General features: G+C 39.8%; 12 protein-coding genes. All 12 read left to right on the top strand.

Features of this window, described 5'->3' with window-relative positions; all coding sequences use genetic code 11:
- On the top strand, positions 1–461 hold a 461-nt coding region (locus tag Q0212_RS01885), incomplete at its 5' end, for an SPOR domain-containing protein (RefSeq protein ID WP_297921363.1).
- A complete protein-coding gene (locus Q0212_RS01880) occupies positions 449–967 on the top strand; it encodes a DUF2726 domain-containing protein (RefSeq protein WP_297921360.1) in 519 nt (172 codons plus the stop codon). The genes Q0212_RS01885 and Q0212_RS01880, both read left to right, overlap by 13 nt.
- Before the next feature lie 11 nt (positions 968–978).
- Complete coding sequence (gene rlmKL / locus Q0212_RS01875) at positions 979–3,117, top strand: bifunctional 23S rRNA (guanine(2069)-N(7))-methyltransferase RlmK/23S rRNA (guanine(2445)-N(2))-methyltransferase RlmL (RefSeq protein WP_297921357.1); 2,139 nt, start codon at positions 979–981, stop codon at positions 3,115–3,117.
- A complete protein-coding gene (locus Q0212_RS01870) occupies positions 3,110–3,364 on the top strand; it encodes a glutaredoxin family protein (protein ID WP_297921354.1) in 255 nt (84 codons plus the stop codon). The genes rlmKL and Q0212_RS01870 overlap by 8 nt, the downstream gene beginning before the upstream one ends.
- A 604-nt stretch (positions 3,365–3,968) precedes the next feature.
- Positions 3,969–4,352, top strand: a complete 384-nt coding sequence (gene pilG / locus Q0212_RS01865) for a twitching motility response regulator PilG (protein WP_297921351.1) — start codon at positions 3,969–3,971, stop codon at positions 4,350–4,352.
- Between the two features lie 29 nt (positions 4,353–4,381).
- Positions 4,382–4,750, top strand: a complete 369-nt coding sequence (gene pilH, locus Q0212_RS01860; protein WP_297921348.1) for a twitching motility response regulator PilH — start codon at positions 4,382–4,384, stop codon at positions 4,748–4,750.
- A gap of 8 nt (positions 4,751–4,758) precedes the next feature.
- The gene (locus Q0212_RS01855) at positions 4,759–5,289 is read left to right on the top strand and encodes a chemotaxis protein CheW (RefSeq protein ID WP_297921345.1); all 531 of its coding nucleotides are present in this window, start codon (positions 4,759–4,761) and stop codon (positions 5,287–5,289) included.
- Between the two features lie 206 nt (positions 5,290–5,495).
- Positions 5,496–7,610 carry a methyl-accepting chemotaxis protein gene (locus Q0212_RS01850; protein WP_297921340.1) on the top strand — a complete coding sequence of 705 codons (2,115 nt, stop codon included), beginning with the start codon at positions 5,496–5,498 and terminating at the stop codon, positions 7,608–7,610.
- A gap of 22 nt (positions 7,611–7,632) precedes the next feature.
- The gene (locus Q0212_RS01845; RefSeq protein WP_297921337.1) at positions 7,633–8,496 is read left to right on the top strand and encodes a CheR family methyltransferase; all 864 of its coding nucleotides are present in this window, start codon (positions 7,633–7,635) and stop codon (positions 8,494–8,496) included.
- Positions 8,497–8,559: 63 nt separating this feature from the next.
- Positions 8,560–16,200 (top strand): Hpt domain-containing protein, encoded by a 7,641-nt coding sequence (locus Q0212_RS01840; protein WP_297921333.1) that lies wholly within the window; start codon positions 8,560–8,562, stop codon positions 16,198–16,200.
- Between the two features lie 9 nt (positions 16,201–16,209).
- Complete coding sequence (locus Q0212_RS01835; protein ID WP_297921329.1) at positions 16,210–17,226, top strand: chemotaxis protein CheB; 1,017 nt, start codon at positions 16,210–16,212, stop codon at positions 17,224–17,226.
- 14 nt (positions 17,227–17,240) lie between these two features.
- Entirely contained in the window at positions 17,241–17,729 is a 489-nt protein-coding gene (locus Q0212_RS01830; protein ID WP_297921327.1) for a chemotaxis protein CheW, read from the top strand.
- Positions 17,730–17,813: the final 84 nt, after the last annotated feature.

Below are 17,813 nucleotides of genomic sequence, written 5' to 3'. Positions count from 1 at the left end.
AATTGGCGGATGAAAAAGACAAAGCCAAGTTAGAGGCAAAGAAAAAGGCCGAAGAACAAGCCAAACAAGAACGTTTGGCGGCTGAAAAAGAAGAAAAAGCAAAAGCTGACAAAGCTGAAAAGTTAGCCGCCGAGAAAGAAAAGGCTAAGTTGGAGGCGAAGAAAAAAGAGGAAGAAAAAGCACGTCTTGCTTTAGAAGAGAAAAAAGCTGCGGACAAACCCAAAGGTGAAGCATGGGTAGTGCAAGTGGCTAGTGTCAGTGATAAAGCCAAAGCCGATGCCTTAAGCAGCAAATTAGCAGGTAAAGGCTATCGTAGTCGTGTGGTTAAAAACGGTGACACATGGAAAGTGGTGGTTGGGCCAGAGCTTGATAAAGCCAAAGCACAATCATTAAAAAGTAAATTAAGTGGCGAGTCTGCTTTAGGTGTTACAGGAGCTTGGGTCGCACCTTGGAAACCATAACCACTGTTTTAGTTATTGTCTTATGTATCGTTGGTTTGTTGATGTTGGTGGCATTATTAGCGCGTAAACCAGCCAATAAACCTCCAAAAACTAAAGAATCGATAGATGATATGAAAGTGTGGCCGTATGTGCCACGTGAATTAATGACTGCACCTGAACGAGAGTTGTATGGACGATTACGTCAGGCATTGCCTGATTATTTGATTTTTAGCCAAGTGCAACTCAGTCGAATTATTGATGTTGCACCCGAAGCCGAACATCAAGCATGGTTAAATCGTATTAATCGTATGAGCGTCGATTTTGTTATTTGTGCAGCAGATGGTGCTAAAATATTGGCGGCTATTGAGTTAGACGATAGTAGTCATGATCGGCCAGAGCGTATTAAAGCAGATAGCAAAAAAGACAAAGCTTTGTTATCGGCAGGGGTAGCGATTATTCGTTGGCCAGTCAAAGGGATGCCTAATCCTCGGCAGATTCGTGCCGATTTTTTCAAATATACACGTTAAGAATTTAAATTATGTCTATAACCACATGGGTTGTTGCTTGTGCCGATGGCCTTGAAAACTTATTAGCTGAAGAATGCCAAGAGATTGGCGCAACAGTTTTGCGTCAAGAGCCAAGTGCTGTTTGGGTCGAAGGTGATTTACGCACCGCCTATAATTTATGTTTATGGTCACGTTTAGCCTCTCGTGTATATAAGCCTTTGTTTCGCATCCACAGTAATACGCCCGAAGACTTATACCAAGAAGCAGTACGTTATCCGTGGCATGAAGTATTTAGCCTTGATAAAACTTTTGCAGTACGTGCGGTGGCAATTAAAGGTGTTGTCTGTCATACCCAATATATGGCACTCAAATTAAAAGATGCCATTGTTGATGCTTTTCGTCGCCAAACAGGTGAACGTCCAAGCGTTGATCCGCAAGCCAGTGATATCAATTTACACGTTTTAGTTAAGCCAGACAGTATTACTGTTAGTTTAGATATGTCAGGTGAAAGTCTACATAAACGTGGTTATCGGCGCATGATTGGTGAAGCACCACTTAAAGAAACGCTGGCAGCAGCCATTTTGCGTCAAGCTGGCTGGCCAAATAGTCGTTTTCAAGCCTTAATTGATCCCATGTGTGGATCAGGCACGTTATTAACCGAAGCTGCTTTAATGTATGGTGATGTTGCCACAGGTTTGTTACGTGATTATTTTGGCTTTTTGGCATGGGAAGGGCATAACCAAGCACTTTGGGAACAATGTTGGCAAGAAGCACGTCAACGACAACAAGCAGGCTTTCAGAAAGTGTGGCCAGTCATGCAGGGTTATGATGCCGATATGGAAGCTTTACAAGCCGCCAGCAAAAATATTCAAGCCGCAGGTTTAAGCCAATTTGTGCAATTAAAGCATCAAGCATTAGTCGATTTACCAATTAAGCCAACAAATGATGGTTTATTAATTACTAATCCACCTTATGGTGAACGTCTAGGCGAAGACGATACGGCAATTTATTTATATAAAGCGTTAGGGCGTTTGGCACGTGAACGTTTGGGTGGTTGGCAGGCAACAGTCTTGGCCGCCAAAATTGAACATGCTGATGCCTTGGGTTTTGAACATTTACATACCCAAAAACTGCGTAATGGTGACTTAACAGTTTTTGTGCGTCATGGCAAAGTTCAATCTGTGCCTGTGCCAACAGCGCATCGTTTTGTTGAAGCCAAAGAGCAACAAATTCCCGTTGAAGCAGATGCTTTTGCTAATCGTTTACGCAAAAATTTACAGCACTTTTATAAACAAGCGGTGCGTGAGCAAGTCTGTTGCTATCGTGTTTATGATGCAGATTTGCCAGAATTTAATTTGGCGATTGATATTTATGGCGAAGTCTTACATGTACAAGAATACGCCCCACCCAAATCTATTGATACCGAAAAAGCAGCCGCTCGTTTTAAAACGGCATTGCTAGTGATTAGACAAATCTTTGGTTTGCATCGTGATAAAGTGTTTATTAAAGTTCGCGCCCAACAAAAAGGCCAGCAACAATACGAGAAGCTCAATCAGCGTAATAAATACTTTGAGGTTCAAGAGGGCAAAGCGCGTCTGTTGGTTAACTTAACCGACTATTTAGATACAGGCTTATTTTTGGATCATCGCCCCATTCGCCAAAAAATTAGTCAACAAAGTGCAGATAAAAGCTTTTTAAACTTGTTTGCTTATACTTGCTCTGCCAGCGTCCATGCGGCATTGGGAGGAGCAAACAAAACCGTCAGTGTCGATTTATCCAATACCTATTTATTATGGGGTAAAAAGAACTTTGCATTGAATGGTTTAGATGAACGTTATCATCAATTTATTGAAGCAGATGTGTTGTCTTGGTTAAGACAATGTCGTGATAAATTCGACATGATTTTTATTGATCCGCCAACCTTCTCAAACTCAAAAAAGACACAAGATGTATTTGATGTTCAACGTGACCATGTGGAACTCTTAACATTAGCAATGCGCTTATTAAAGCCTAATGGCATTTGCTATTTCTCAACTAACTTTAGACGTTTTGATTTAGATAGTGAGGCGATGGAGTATTTGCATTGCCAAGAAATTAGCCATGAAACATTAGGATTTGATTTTAAGCGTAATCACAAAATTCATCGTTGTTGGCAGGTGAGTCATGCTTGAGCAACAACAATGGTTGCTATATGGGACAAAAGGCTGTCATTTATGTGATAATGCTGAAAATTTATTAATGCAGGCTCAATGTGTATTGCCGATTACATGGCAATATATTGATATTGCATTAGATGAAAGCTTAGTGACACAATATGGCAGCAAAATTCCAGTCCTGTTAAGCTTGACAGGCCAGCAATTAGATTGGCCATTTTCGTTATTGGATATACAAAAAATAATGGTTAATGATGGCCAATGAGTTTAAGTTAATAAAAAAGAACACTGACCTAATTTAGGTAAAAAATCAAGACCTACGGATTTTGCCAAAATTAGCATGTTTTGTGAGCATAAAGCCGCTAGAAACGCTTGAGATGCCAGCAAATAAGTGACAACCGCGTAAGTCCTAAAATGACTAAAATTATTGAATGAAAAAAATAATGAACAACTAACTGACAAAAGTTGTCGGCTAAAATGTGACAAAATCGACACTACAAGAACAAAGTTTAAGGTTATCATGCTAAACCTTTCATCATGATAACTTTGTATAAAGCATGAAAAAGTCATGCTAAGCCTTTGTAATATATTTAAGCATAGTGTTTGGTAAAGATGATTCAACTATGGATTCATGCTAAAAACTATGTTAAAACAGGGTAACTCTAGGCACTCAAAGCATTTTAAACATTGTGACTTAGGCACTTCAGTAAAATTAGCGTGTTTTATGAATATAAAACGGTTAAAACTAGTCGAAATGTTCATAAATATGCGATAACTGCGTAAGTTCTAAAATGAATAGCGCACTAGAGGTATAATTTTAAATCCACCAATGGCCTCAGTGGCCTAATAATTATAGGAAGGCAATTCCGATGGAAGAAAATTTTGATGGCTTAAAAGTCATGGTTATTGATGACTCTAAAACAATCCGTCGTACTGCAGAGACATTATTGCAAAAAGCAGGTTGTACTGTAATTACGGCGATTGATGGTTTTGATGCTTTAGCAAAAATTGCAGACTCTAACCCTGATATTATTTTTGTTGATATTATGATGCCGCGTTTAGATGGTTATCAGACTTGTGCATTAATCAAAAATAATTCTGCATTTAAATCTACACCAGTGATCATGTTGTCAAGTAAAGATGGTTTATTTGATAAAGCCAAAGGCCGTATTGTTGGTTCTGATGAGTATTTGACTAAGCCGTTTAGTAAAGAAGAGTTATTCACTGCTATTCGTCAGTATGTCAAGTCCTAATCTGTCAATAGAAAAATAATGAGGACAGCATGGCTCGTATTTTAATTGTAGATGATTCGCCAACTGAAACCTATCGCTTCAAAGAGATTTTGGAGCGTCATGGGCATAAAGTTTTAGAAGCTAGTAATGGGGCAGATGGTGTAGCTGTGGCTCGTGCAGAGTTGCCAGACCTCGTTTTAATGGATGTTGTAATGCCTGGTATTAATGGTTTTCAGGCGACACGCCAAATTACCAAAGGTGCAGAAACGGCTCATATTCCTGTTGTGATTGTCACAACCAAAGATCAGGAGACTGATCGTGTTTGGGGTAAAAGACAAGGTGCAAGTGACTATCTGACTAAGCCAGTAGATGAAACATTATTAATGAATGTTATTCGTACCTTGATTCCAAATAAATAGGAGGGGGTATGGCAGCCAAAGGCTTTATTAAACTATTAGAAATAGCTGGGCGATCCAAACAAAAAAATTTGGGCCTATTAGGGCAGGGAGAACAAAGCTGGACTGGTGTTGGCTTTGTATTAGCAGGTGAGTATTTTTTGGCTCCTATTGGTGAGGTTGCTGAAATTTTAAAACTGCCGCGTTATACCTTAATTCCAGGTGTAGAGCTGTGGATGAAAGGATTAGCTAATGTTCGTGGTCGTTTATTGCCAATCACCGATATATTAATGTTTTTGGGACGCAAATCTACCGTTCTAGATAATAAGCGTAGGGTATTGGTTGTTGATCATGAGGAAATGTTTGCAGGACTCATTGTGGATGAAGTATTGGGTATGCAGCATTTTAATATTCAAGATTTTTCTTTGGCAGTTAAAGCTCCTTTTGGTGAGGTATCTCCTTTTGTGAGAGGAGCATTTGTTTCAGAAGGAAAAACTTGGTATGTCTTATTGTTAAGTCGTTTGGTTGAAGATCCGCGTTTCTTAAAAGCAGCAGTAGCTTAAAAAAGCTATTGTATTGGGGCGTGAAAATTAGATTGCTTATAAACAAAAAAATTTGCTATGTCAGTTTAGGTGATGACAGCCTACACAACACATAGCTCTATATTTAGTTGGATTAATTGGACTGAGAGTTTTTGATATCTTTTATTTGAAACTCCGTTCTTATTATTAAAGAAAATAAAAACAGGTTGTGTGGAGATGTATCCGCTATGAAGTCACCCAATTTGCGAAAGCCTTTTTCTGGTATAAGTGCCAAAAAACTGCTATCTAAACAAACATTTCAAACTTTATTCAGTCGTGGCTTTTGGCGTTCTCTTGCAGATACTCCAGATGCAACACGCTTCTTGGCGTTGTTCTTGATTTCTATTTTAGTCACTGCTGGTGCCTTTGTGGTGGTTGCTAAAAAAAGTCAAAATGGTCGTGTGATGATCCAACACTCCTCTGAGTTGCGTGTACTTTCTCAGGATATTGCTAAAAACGCCACGGAAGCTTCTTCAGGTAACCAACAAGCTTTTGACTTTTTGAATAGAGCGGTGGGTGATTTCTCTAAACGTTGGACAACACTCAAAGATATGCATGGCGAAACACGTGCTGATACCAAAGCAGTACAAGCGGTGTGGCAACGTGTGTCTGATAACTTACAAAAAGTGAGTGCGGGTGAAAAAACTGTAGGTAACTTGCATGACTTGGTTGCTGGTATTGCGGATGCGGTGCCAGAGTTACAAGCAGAAAATGATAGTATTGTTGACGCGATGGTAGCTTCAGGCGCACCAGCTTCACAGGTGGTGATTGCGAAAAACCAATCGGTATTGGCGGAACGTATTTTACGTTCGGTAAGTAGTGTGCTGAATGGTGATGAAAATGCGGTTATGGCTGCTGATGATTTCGGCCGTGACTCTGAAGCATTTGGTCAAACACTAGAAGCGTTATTGAATGGTGATCCAGATATGGGGATCACTGCAGTTAAAGATCCTCAAGCTCGTGCCTCCTTAGAAGCGATCAAAAAGCTATTTGAAAGCTCTGTTCAGCAAGGTGCTAATGAGATTTTACAGTCTTCACCAGAATTATTCCAAGTACGCGAAGCTTCGGCAGCAATTTTCCGTGACTCTCCAGAATTATTATCTACCTTAACTAAATTAACAGGTGTCGTTGACGAAGAGGCTAATGCGGTTGTTCCTAGTATCATTGGTGTGATTTTCTTAGTATCTACTTTAGGCTCCTTATTTGGTTTTATCCGTATTCGTGCGCGTCAAGATAAAGAACGTGCAGAAAAAGAAGCTGAATTTGACCGTAAACGCGCTGAAGAAGTAGAAATGGAAAACCAACGTAACCAATCTGCGATTTTGCGTTTATTGGATGAGTTGGGTGATTTGGCGGATGGTGATTTAACCGTACAAGCAACGGTATCCGAAGACTTTACTGGTGCGATTGCTGACTCTATTAACTACTCTATTGACCAATTACGTCAGTTGGTATCTACGATTAACCAAACAGCAGTGCAAGTTTCTGCTGCGGCTCAAGAAACTCAATCGACTGCGATGCACTTAGCTGAAGCTTCTGAGCATCAAGCCCAAGAAATTGCAGGTGCTTCTGCTGCGGTAAATGAAATGGCGGTTTCTATTGACCAAGTATCTGCCAACGCTGCTGAATCAGCAGTCGTTGCGGACCGTTCTGTAGCCATCGCCCACAAAGGGGCGGATGTGGTGCAACGTTCTATTGAAGGTATGGATACGATTCGTGAGCAAATTCAAGAAACTTCTAAACGTATTAAACGTTTGGGTGAATCTTCTCAAGAGATCGGTGATATCGTGTCTCTGATTAATGATATTGCTGACCAAACAAACATTCTCGCGTTAAATGCTGCGATTCAAGCGTCGATGGCGGGTGAAGCAGGCCGAGGCTTTGCGGTGGTTGCGGACGAAGTACAACGTCTTGCGGAACGTTCCGCTTCTGCAACTAAACAGATTGAACAGTTGGTTAAAACGATTCAATCTGATACTAACGAAGCGGTTATTTCCATGGAACAAACAACTGCTGAGGTAGTACGTGGTGCTCGTTTGGCTCAAGACGCGGGTGTGGCACTTGAAGAAATTCAAACGGTATCGAGAAACTTAGCGGACTTGATTCAAAACATTTCGAATGCTGCTCGTCAGCAAGCAGCATCTGCAGGTCACATTTCTAATACGATGAACGTTATTCAAGAAATTACCACTCAAACAACTGCTGGTACTATTGCTACTGCTCGTTCGATTGGTAACTTAGCAGAAATGGCTGCTGAACTACGTTTATCAGTATCTGGCTTCAAGTTACCAGATTATGCTTAACTTTAATTAGGAGTGAACTGGCATGGGTTTACAGGATTGGGGAATTCGGCCAGTTACTCCTATTTCAGATGAGCAATTTGCATTATGGCAGGGATTGATTGAGTCTAAGACGGGAATGATTTTTACTCAAACCCGTCGCCCATTTTTAGAAATATCGTTATCAGCACGTATGCGTGAAATTGGCGCAGAAGATTATGACACTTATTATGAGTTGATTGCTTCTGGGGCTAGAGGCGAGCGAGAATGGTTAACCCTCGTTGACCGTTTAGCGGTACAGGAAACCTCTTTTTTTCGTCATGCCAGTTCTTATGAGTTGGTTGAGTCGTATATAAAAAATGTATTGGCTCTTCATCAAAAAAAGAGCCTAAATTTATGGAGTGCTGGTTGTTCTACAGGTGAAGAACCTTATTCATTAGCATTGTTGGTGGAAGCTTTATTAGCATCATCAGGTCGTAGAGATATTTTTTATGGTATCACTGCAACTGATATTAGTTTGCCAACATTAGCTAAGGCGAAATTAGGTATATATAGTGAGCGTAAGCTTTTTGGTGTGCCAGAAACCTTACGTCAAACATATTTTCGCCCTTTAGATAATCAACGAGATTGGCAAATTGATCAGTCCTTAAGAGCTAGAGTTGCTTTTGCTCAATTGAATTTAATGGAATTAGATAAAGCACCTTTTCATGAAATGGATATTATTTTTTGTCAAAATGTGCTGATTTACTTTCGTCGTTTTCGTAAACGAGATGTTGTAACGCACTTGGCAGAACGTTTGCAAGTGGGTGGTATGTTAATTTTGGGTGTAGGAGAAGTGCTTGATTGGCATCATCCAACCCTAGAGCGTGTGGATTATCCCAATACCTTAGCATATCGCCGTGTAGTATAAAAAATTCGAATTTGCAATTGATGCTGTGGTAAAAAGCATCATCCCCAGAGGGGGGGTAATAAGATGACTGATAATCATAATTTTCTTGCTTTAGATTGGGTTAAAAGTGAAATACAAGAAACCTTAAAGCAAGCTCAACAAGCTTTGGAAGCCTATATAGCGACGCCAAATGATACGGCAAAGTTGCGCTTCTGCTTGGCTTATTTGCATCAAGTATTTGGTACTTTGCAAATGGTCGAGTTTTATGGTGCAGCCATGCTTGCAGAGGAAATGGAAAGATTATGTTTGTCGTTAGTAAATCATAAAGTCAGTGATAGAGCTAAAGCGCAGCATGTACTCATTGAGGCAATGTTACAATTGCCTGCCTATTTAGAGCGTTTGCAAGTTGCAAAAAAAGATACACCTTTTGTCTTGTTGCCAATTATTAATGAATTGCGTACAGCACATGATGAAACGCCTTTGTCAGAGTTGGCATTGTTTAAACCAGATTTTGCACGTGTATTTTCGGTCATTGGGCAAACAGGTGTAGCACCAATTCAAGACTCTTTAAAAAAATTAAGACATGGCTATCAGTTAAGTTTGTTAGGAATTATTCGTCAGCAAAATTTATTACAACAATATGAGCATTTGATTTTAGTTTTTGAAAAACTTGGTTTGTTTGTTGCACAAAAACCATTACAAGCATTATGGCAAACTTCTTCTGCTTTAGTTGAAGGCTTGATGAGTAATGATATTCCATTAACGCCTGAAATTAAAACTTTATTAGGACAGATTGAACAAGAACTTAGAAGTTATATCGCTTATCCTCAACATAGTCCATCCTTAGATTTATTAAAGAACATTTTATATTATATAGCTAAGAGTCGAGGCACAACACATCGGATGTTGGCGGTACGCGCTTTATATCATTTAGATGAAATTTTACCAACTTTTGATGTGGTTGAAGCAGAAAAAGAAAAACTAGCCGCACCAGATCGTCAAGCAATGCAATCGGTGATTAAAGGTGTCACCGATGAATTAAGTCATGTTAAAGAAGTGATTGATGACTTAACGTATGCCACACATCCAGATATTGATGGCTTACGTCCTTTGTTACCTATTTTGCGTCAAATTGCTAGTACTTTACAGGTATTAGGCTTGTATCAGTTACAGCGTATTATTTCTGAACAAATTAGAGCACTAAATAAATCACTTAACTTTGGCGTTTTGCCAGAAGGTGCGTTGTTGGTTGTGGCTAGTGGTTTAATAGAAGTAGAGTCTAGTTTACAGCAATTAGTAGAAGATCAGCCTTTAACACCAAATTTAGAAAATTTTGGTGGTAATGCAATGGTTGACCAAGTGTCTGCCGCTCAAGGGGCAGTGCTTAGAGAGTCTAGAACTGCTTTAGAAAAAGCTAAAGAATCGATTGTTGAATATATTAGCTCTCAATGGAATGCAGAAAAACTAGCCGAATTGCCTGTATTATTAAATACAGTGCGCGGTGGTTTATCGATGTTAGATTTATCTCGCCCTGCACAAATTTTAGCGCGTTTATCGGAGTTCGTGACCAAGCACTTATTAAAAGATGAATATCGTCCAAGTTGGTCAGAAATGGATACTTTGGCTGATATTATTTCATCTGTTGAGTATTATTTGGAACGTTTAGCAAATCATCACCAAAATAATAATTTGTTGGATGTTGCTGCTCAATCCTTAGAAAAATTAGGTTATGGTTTGTTACTAACAACACCTACTACATCTGACTCTGTGGAGAGACGTGCAGTTGCAAAAACTGAAGAAGAAAAAGCATTACCCGCAATTGATGATATTGATTTTGGTGAACCACCACCTTCTATGTTGGATAAGACAATAGTAAATATGCCTGCTTTAGTCTTAGAGGATCAAGCAGTAAGAGATAAGCCTGTTCAGCAAGAAGACAATGTAGATAAAACATTAATTGCAATGCCAGCATTAACAGATGAAATGTTGGCAAGAGCAGCTCAAACTGTAGAAGATGATGGCGAAAAAACATTGGTGAATTTACCAGCAGTGCATTTGCCGCCAAAATCAGAATCGTCTTCTGAGGATATGTTTAGTAGTACCATGACCTTCAATGCAGAAGATTATCTCTCTGAAGGAGTATTTGCACCTAAGTCACAGGCAGTCGTGATAGAAGAGCCGGCCTCGCCTATTAGCTTTGATGATACTGAATCTATGTTTAAGCCTGAAGGCGTTGAACTAGCACCAACAATGGTCAATATGCCTGTTGTTAATTTAGATGAGACCCAGCGTTTACCTATCGTTGAGGATGTTTCAATAACAGAAGCAAATGATGAAATTGATCCAGATGCTACTGTAAAAATAGTGATGGCAGAAACACAATCTGTTGAAGAGGTTCCATTAGAAACAGAATTATATGAACAACAAACAATAGCTGTCGCTTTTGAAATTACTGCACAAATCCCAGAAGATGATTTTAGTGAAGATGATGAAATTCGCGAAATTTTCATAGAAGAAGCGGAAGAAGTTTTAGAAACGTTAAACAGTTATTTGCCTAAATGGTCAGCTAATTTTGACAATAAGGCCGCACTCACAGAGGTTAGACGTGCATTTCATACTTTAAAAGGTTCTGGCCGAATGGTTGGAGCGAAAGTTGTTGGTGAATTAGCTTGGTCAATTGAGAATATGCTCAATCGTGTCATTGACAAAACGACACAACCAACAGCAGCAATGATGCAGTTGATTGCTGGTGTTGTAGAGCTTGTCCCGATCTTAATGACCAATTTCCAAGATAAGCAGGTGCCAAGTTATAAAACAGATGGTTTAATGACTGCCGCTGATTTATTTGCCAAAGCTCAATCTTTATCTAGTGATGATGTTCAATGGGCAATTGACTATACATATAATCGCTTAGTTACATCGACATCTGTTGCCGATGTGATTATGCAAGAAGAGCCAGAGATAGAGTTAGCTATTGAGCCTGTGGTTGTAGCAGACGTGGAGGAAGATACTGATTTAGGAAATGTCACAATTCCTGTTATGGCTGCGATTAATGTTCCTGAGCCTAAAGATGACTTAGATACTCAAGAGGATCAAAGTGCTGAGGCTATTTCTTTTGAGGATTTTGATGACGAAGGCGTGTTTGATGTTCCAATGGATATGGGTGAAGAAACAGATTTAACGGCTGCTCCAGAATTATTACCACAACAAGAAGCTGTTGTGATTAGTGAAGTACCAAACGAAGTAATATCAATAGCTAAACCTGCATTAACTATTGATATTCCTCAACATATTTTAGTACCAGAGGATGACTTTAGTCAGGATGATGAAATTCGTGAAATCTTTATTGAAGAAGCACAAGAAGTATTAGAAACAATTAATGAGTATTTCCCTAAATGGGCGGCTAAATTTGATAACAAAACCGCTTTAACCGAGTTTCGTCGTGGTTTTCACACCTTAAAAGGCTCAGGCCGCATGGTGGGTGCTAAAGTTGAAGGTGAGCTGGCATGGAGCATTGAAAATATGCTTAATCGTGTTATTGATAATACGATTAAACCCAATGCAGAACTAGTTGCTTTAATTAGCCATGTGATAGAGGTTATTCCACAACTGATTACTAACTTCCAAAATAAAGAAGCTCCTAGCTTTAATACTTCGCCATTAATGAGCGTTGCTGATAATCTTGCTCGTGGCAAGCAAGTAACGATGGAGGAGCTAAATGCAGCAATTGCCTTTGCACATGGACAAGTGACTGCAACAGTAGAGCCTGTAGAGGAAGTAGCATTAGTACAAGAAATAGCAGTATCAGACTCAGTAGTGACAGAGGACTCACAAGACTACAGTAATGCTTTTGAAGATTTAGCGAAAACGCTCAGTGAAATTAAAGATGAAACAACGGCTGTAGAGCCAGTACATTATGATCCTGTTTTGTTAGATATTTTTGTTTCGGAAGCGAAAGGTTATTTGGATGAAATTCAACAGTATTTAACGACTTTACCTGCACAATATAAAGTTTTACCAGTGACGGATCAAATGCTACGTGCATTACATACATTACGTGGTAGTGCTGGTATGGCAGGTGTTAAAACAATTGCACGAATAGCTGCACCCATGGAGCAGTTATTAAAAGATTTGCGTACCCAAAACCGTGGTTTACATCATAAACATATGGATTTGTTAAGCAATACTCACCGATTGATTGCATTGAGCATTAATGATGTTGTGAATGGTGGAACGGGTGATTTAGCAGATACAGATAAGTTTATTGCTCATGTTGCAGAGGTGTCTCAAGCACCTGCTGCAGATGACGATGAAATTATTGAGTCAGCTGCCCCAATTAATACCGCAGGTATTGTGGCTGGCTTTTTGGATTTGGGGTTGGAATGCTTAATGGATGCTCCTTGGGAGTTAGCAGAATGGCTAGCTTCTGAACAAAAAGTTGAACATATTCAAAATTTGGTAAAAGACTTAGAGTTATTAGCACCAGCTGCTAAAGCAGCAATTGTGATGCCATTAGTTGATATTGTTAATCAGTTAACGGTGGTATATCAATTTGTCTTAGAAGATATTGAAAAAGCATTGTCTAATGGCCAGTTGTTAGAAGATCTAGCAAATGCTCATGACGAAATCATCAATATTTTTGATACCTTAGCCGCTTGTCAAACTGTTCAGCCTAATCCCAAATTATTAGAGCGTTTACGCGAATGGGGTGGTAGTCCTGTCGATTTTGTTGATACAGCCGCTATACCCAGTTATGTGCCAGCAGCCCAAGAAATTGATGAAGGTGCAGATCCAGAGTTATTGGCCATTTTCTTGGAAGAAGCTGAAGAAGTATTAACTGCTGCTGATGATGAGTTGATTGCTTGGAAAGCCAATCCAGAAGATAAGAACCCTTTGCGAGTATTACAACGTCATTTGCATACCTTAAAAGGTGGTGCGCGTATGGCTGTTGTCACTAGTTTAGGTGATTTGGCGCATGAGTTAGAGTTTTTATATGAAGATTTGGTCAATGGTCGTTATCAAGGCACAACGGTTTTAATGGATTTGCTACAACGTTGTCATGACCGCTTGGCAGATATGATAGATGGCTTAAAGGCAGAGGGACGTTGTTATTACGCCAAAGATTTAGTACAAGTAATAGATATTTATCGTCGTCAACCGACTGATAATGTGATTTTGGATTTTTTCTCCTCAGCGGCAGGTGGTTCGACTAAACCTGTAGAAGTGCCTGTTGCAACATCTGCCGCGCAGCCGACACCTGTTGCAGAACAGCCAGTTAATGTTGTTCAGCCTACTCCACAAGCAGCAGTTGTGAGCAATCGAAAAGCAGAAACTGATGAAGAATTAGATCCAGAAATGTTATCTATTTTCTTGGAAGAGGCTCAAGAGATTGTTGATGAAACCAATGCTAGCTTGCAGCAATGGATGCAACAACCAGAAGATGTGACACCAGTACAAATTTTACAACGTGGTTTGCACACCTTAAAAGGTGGTGCGCGTATGTCTGGTGTTAATTCTTTAGGCGATTTAGCGCATGAAATGGAAAACATCTATGAGGGAGTTTGTCAAAAACGTTATCAAGGCAACAAAGAGGTCTTTTCTGTACTGCAACGTTGTCATGATCGTATTGCAGAAGTGGTTGATAATCTAAAAGATCAAGGACGTGCTTTAGTAGTGACAGACTTGGTTGAACAATTAAAACGTTATTTGTCTAATCCTCATGCTTTTGTTGACACTGTGCAAATGGCAGTGGCTACACCAACCGCCGTTACACCTGTTACCACAGACAATGATGTAGTTCCTGTAGCGGTTGTAGTAGAGGCTATTGATGACAATGTGATGCCCAAAATGTTGGGTAACTTCCGTGATGCTGCTAAAAATCAGCAAGCACAAGAAATGATTCGTGTTTCTTCTGAATTAATGGAAAAGCTAATTAACATTGCGGGTGAAACATCTATTGTTCGCTCGCGTGTTGAAATGGGGGTACATAGTTTTAGCCAAACCGTTGAGGAAATGGGGGCTACTGTACAGCGTTTGGCTGAACAATTACGTCGTATGCAGGGTGAGCTTGAGTCACAAATTCTTGCACAACATACAACAGAAGACACAAAATATGCTGATTTTGACCCCTTGGAGATGGATCAATACTCGTCCTTAAATCAGTTATCAAAATCATTATATGAGTCTGCATCTGACTTAATGGATTTGAAAGGTACATTAATCGACAAAACACGTGATACAGAAACCCTATTATTGCAACAATCGCGTTTAAATACCGAAATGCAAGAAGGTTTAATGAGTTCTCGTTTAGTTCCGTTCTCACGTTTGGTGCCACGCTTACAACGTATCGTGCGTCAAACCGCAACTGAATTACATAAACCAGCAGAGTTATATGTAGTTAATGCGGAAGGGGAAATGGATAGAACCTTATTAGAACGTATTGTTGCGCCATTAGAACATATGTTAAGAAACGCTGTTGACCATGGTTTAGAAACTCCGCCAGACCGTGCCGCAGCAGGTAAAGAACCAATGGGGCGTATTACATTAACGCTCTCCCGTGAAGGTGGTGAAATTGTCTTAACATTGGCGGATGATGGTCGTGGTGTTAATGTTGAAGCCGTTCGTAAAAAAGCTATTGAGCGTGGCTTATTACAAGCCGATGCCACTATCAGTGAAAAAGAGTTATTGCAGTTCTTATTCCATGCAGGTTTCTCAACCGCGCAGAAAGTGACTCAAATTTCGGGTCGTGGCGTTGGTATGGATGTGGTGCAAAGTGAGATTAAACAATTAGGCGGTACAGTCGTCATTCAATCTGTCGCTGGTAAAGGAACAACTTTTGTCATGCGTTTACCATTAACGGTTGCGGTCAGCCGTGCCTTGATGGTTCGTATTGGTGAAGATGTATATGCGATTCCTTTATCGCAGATTGAAGGTATTGTTCGTGCTAATCCTTATGAGTTAGAAACTTACTATGCGCCCAATGCACCTGCTTTTGAATACGCGAATATTGGGTATAAACTGCATTATTTAGGTGAGTTTGTACATGGAATCCGTGTACCGAGTTTATTTGGCCAGACCTTACCATTACCGATATTATTGGTGCGTGGAGCGGATCAGCGAGTAGCCATACAAGTTGACCAATTAATTGGTTCTCGTGAAGTTGTTGTAAAATCAGTCGGAGCACAATTAGCGTCAGTAGCAGGTATTTCAGGTGCAACCATTTTAGGGGATGGTTCGGTTGTTATCATCTTAGATACGATTGCGATGTTGCGTGCTGCTGCACTGCAAAAACCACGTCAACGTGTGGCGGAAGACGATACCCCAGCTATTATTAAACCAGAGCGTGCAACCAAAATGGTTATGGTGGTTGACGACTCCGTAACAGTACGTAAAGTAACATCACGCTTATTAGAACGTCATGGTTATGAAGTTGTTTTGGCTAAAGATGGTTTAGATGCGATTACTAAATTGGAAGATGTACGTCCTGATATTATGTTGCTCGACATTGAAATGCCGCGTATGGACGGTTTCGAAGTTGCATCTTTAGTACGTCACAATCCAAATTTAATCGGTTTACCGATTATTATGATTACCTCACGTACAGGTGAAAAACACCGTGAACGTGCATTCCAAATTGGGGTAAATGCCTATATGGGTAAACCATTCCAAGAACAACAATTACTAGAGACTATTTCTGAGTTATTAGTAGCAGCTTCGACAAAATAAGGTTTAATCATGGCGAAACGGAATCCTAAAGTTGCTATTGTGTCAGATATAAGCTTGCAAAGGCTTGCCCTTGCACATGCAGTAAAAGGGCAAGGGTATGATTTGGTATTAAACAGCTCGCCTGAACGATTGGATGATCGTTTATTTAAATCTGTTGAGCCTGATGTATGGATTGTTGATTTACAAAATGAAGATGATGAGTTATTAGATCGTATTTTAGATTTAGGTGTGCCAGTACTATTTGGCTTAGATGCTGCACCCGCTCAAGGAACACGGCAATATCCACGTTGGGAGCGTCGGGTTTTTATAAAGCTTTATGACGTTGTTGGGCATCCTGTTATTCAAGAAAATCTCGAACCACTAGAAAAACAAGCAGTTGCGCCTGTTGCACCACGAGAGATTTATGTTCCACAAGAATTAATGACGTATAAATCTCAACGATTGGAGTTTGTGTGTGTGCTAGCAGCATCGTTAGGTGGGCCAGCAGCGGTTAAAGAGTTTTTAGATTTTATTCCATCAGGATTGCCCGTTGCATTCGTGTTGGCTCAGCATATTGATGCACGTATGCAAGAGTCTTTAACACGAGTTTTGGTGCGACATAATCATATGCCTTGTCATATTGCACATGATGGAGATAAGTTGAAATCAGGTCAGTTATTGATTGCGCCTGTAGAAACGGAAATAGATTTTAGTGCTGATGGTCAGGTCATTTCACGTAATATTAAATGGGATGGTCCATATTCACCTTCTATTGACCAAGTTTTGGCCAATGTTGGCCGACGTTTTGGTAAAAAATCTATTGCGATTATTTTTAGTGGTATGGGTAGTGATGGTTCGATTAGTGGGCCACAGATGGTAGAAGCGGGTGGTTCTGTTTGGGCGCAAGATGAAAAAACCTGTGCTTGTCCAAGTCAACCAGATGCGATGAGAGCAACAGGATGTGTATCATTTTCTGGAACACCATTTGATTTGGCAAATCGTTTAGTAATACATATAAGTAGAAATTTATCAGCACATACGGCTTAGAAGGGTTAAAACACATGGCAACACAAGCAATTACACTGAGTCAAACCACTTTGTTGAGTGCAACAACTGGTAAATTAGAGGTGTATATCTTGCCTATTTGGCAAAAAAAATTACTGTTACCAACGGTTGCTGTTGTTGATATTTTGCCAGCAAGTCAATTAAAAACGACTAAAAAAAATAAAAAAGTTGGCATATTAGGTCAAATTGTTTGGGAACAAGAAACCATCCCTGTGATTGCTTTTGAAACATTTAATGGAGAGTCTCAGACCGCGGAACCTCAAAAAATTGCCATTATGGTTGCGGTGACATTAGGTGAGTTACAATATTATGGTTTAGCTTTACAAGCAGAACCAATAACGGCCAAAGTCAAAATTGCCGAAATTGAAGATTTAGAGCAAGCTACGATAGGACCTATGGAATATTTGCAAATTCGCTATCAAAATCAACTATGTGTTATTCCAGACTTGGATGCGGTAGAGCAAAATTTAGCAAAAAACTTATGATTCATAGGGCGTTATAAACGCCCTTAAACTTAGGGTCTGTTGACGTTTTGCGTGTGAGCCGCGTTGCTGATAAAAATTGACTCA

Source organism: uncultured Agitococcus sp., assembly GCF_937920075.1.
Lineage (GTDB): Bacteria > Pseudomonadota > Gammaproteobacteria > Pseudomonadales > Moraxellaceae > Agitococcus.
Note: the sequence above shows the minus strand (reverse complement) of the source record. Positions and strands in the feature narration are given on the sequence as shown.

What these genes read in the sequence shown, in the direction of transcription:
- rlmKL (WP_297921357.1), top strand. Translation starts at nt 979, where the DNA reads ATGTCTATAACCACATGGGTTGTTGCTTGTGCCGATGGCCTTGAAAAC.
- Q0212_RS01870 (WP_297921354.1), top strand. Translation starts at nt 3,110, where the DNA reads ATGCTTGAGCAACAACAATGGTTGCTATATGGGACAAAAGGCTGTCAT.
- pilG (WP_297921351.1), top strand. Translation starts at nt 3,969, where the DNA reads ATGGAAGAAAATTTTGATGGCTTAAAAGTCATGGTTATTGATGACTCT.
- pilH (WP_297921348.1), top strand. Translation starts at nt 4,382, where the DNA reads ATGGCTCGTATTTTAATTGTAGATGATTCGCCAACTGAAACCTATCGC.
- Q0212_RS01855 (WP_297921345.1), top strand. Translation starts at nt 4,759, where the DNA reads ATGGCAGCCAAAGGCTTTATTAAACTATTAGAAATAGCTGGGCGATCC.
- Q0212_RS01850 (WP_297921340.1), top strand. Translation starts at nt 5,496, where the DNA reads ATGAAGTCACCCAATTTGCGAAAGCCTTTTTCTGGTATAAGTGCCAAA.
- Q0212_RS01845 (WP_297921337.1), top strand. Translation starts at nt 7,633, where the DNA reads ATGGGTTTACAGGATTGGGGAATTCGGCCAGTTACTCCTATTTCAGAT.
- Q0212_RS01840 (WP_297921333.1), top strand. Translation starts at nt 8,560, where the DNA reads ATGACTGATAATCATAATTTTCTTGCTTTAGATTGGGTTAAAAGTGAA.
- Q0212_RS01835 (WP_297921329.1), top strand. Translation starts at nt 16,210, where the DNA reads ATGGCGAAACGGAATCCTAAAGTTGCTATTGTGTCAGATATAAGCTTG.
- Q0212_RS01830 (WP_297921327.1), top strand. Translation starts at nt 17,241, where the DNA reads ATGGCAACACAAGCAATTACACTGAGTCAAACCACTTTGTTGAGTGCA.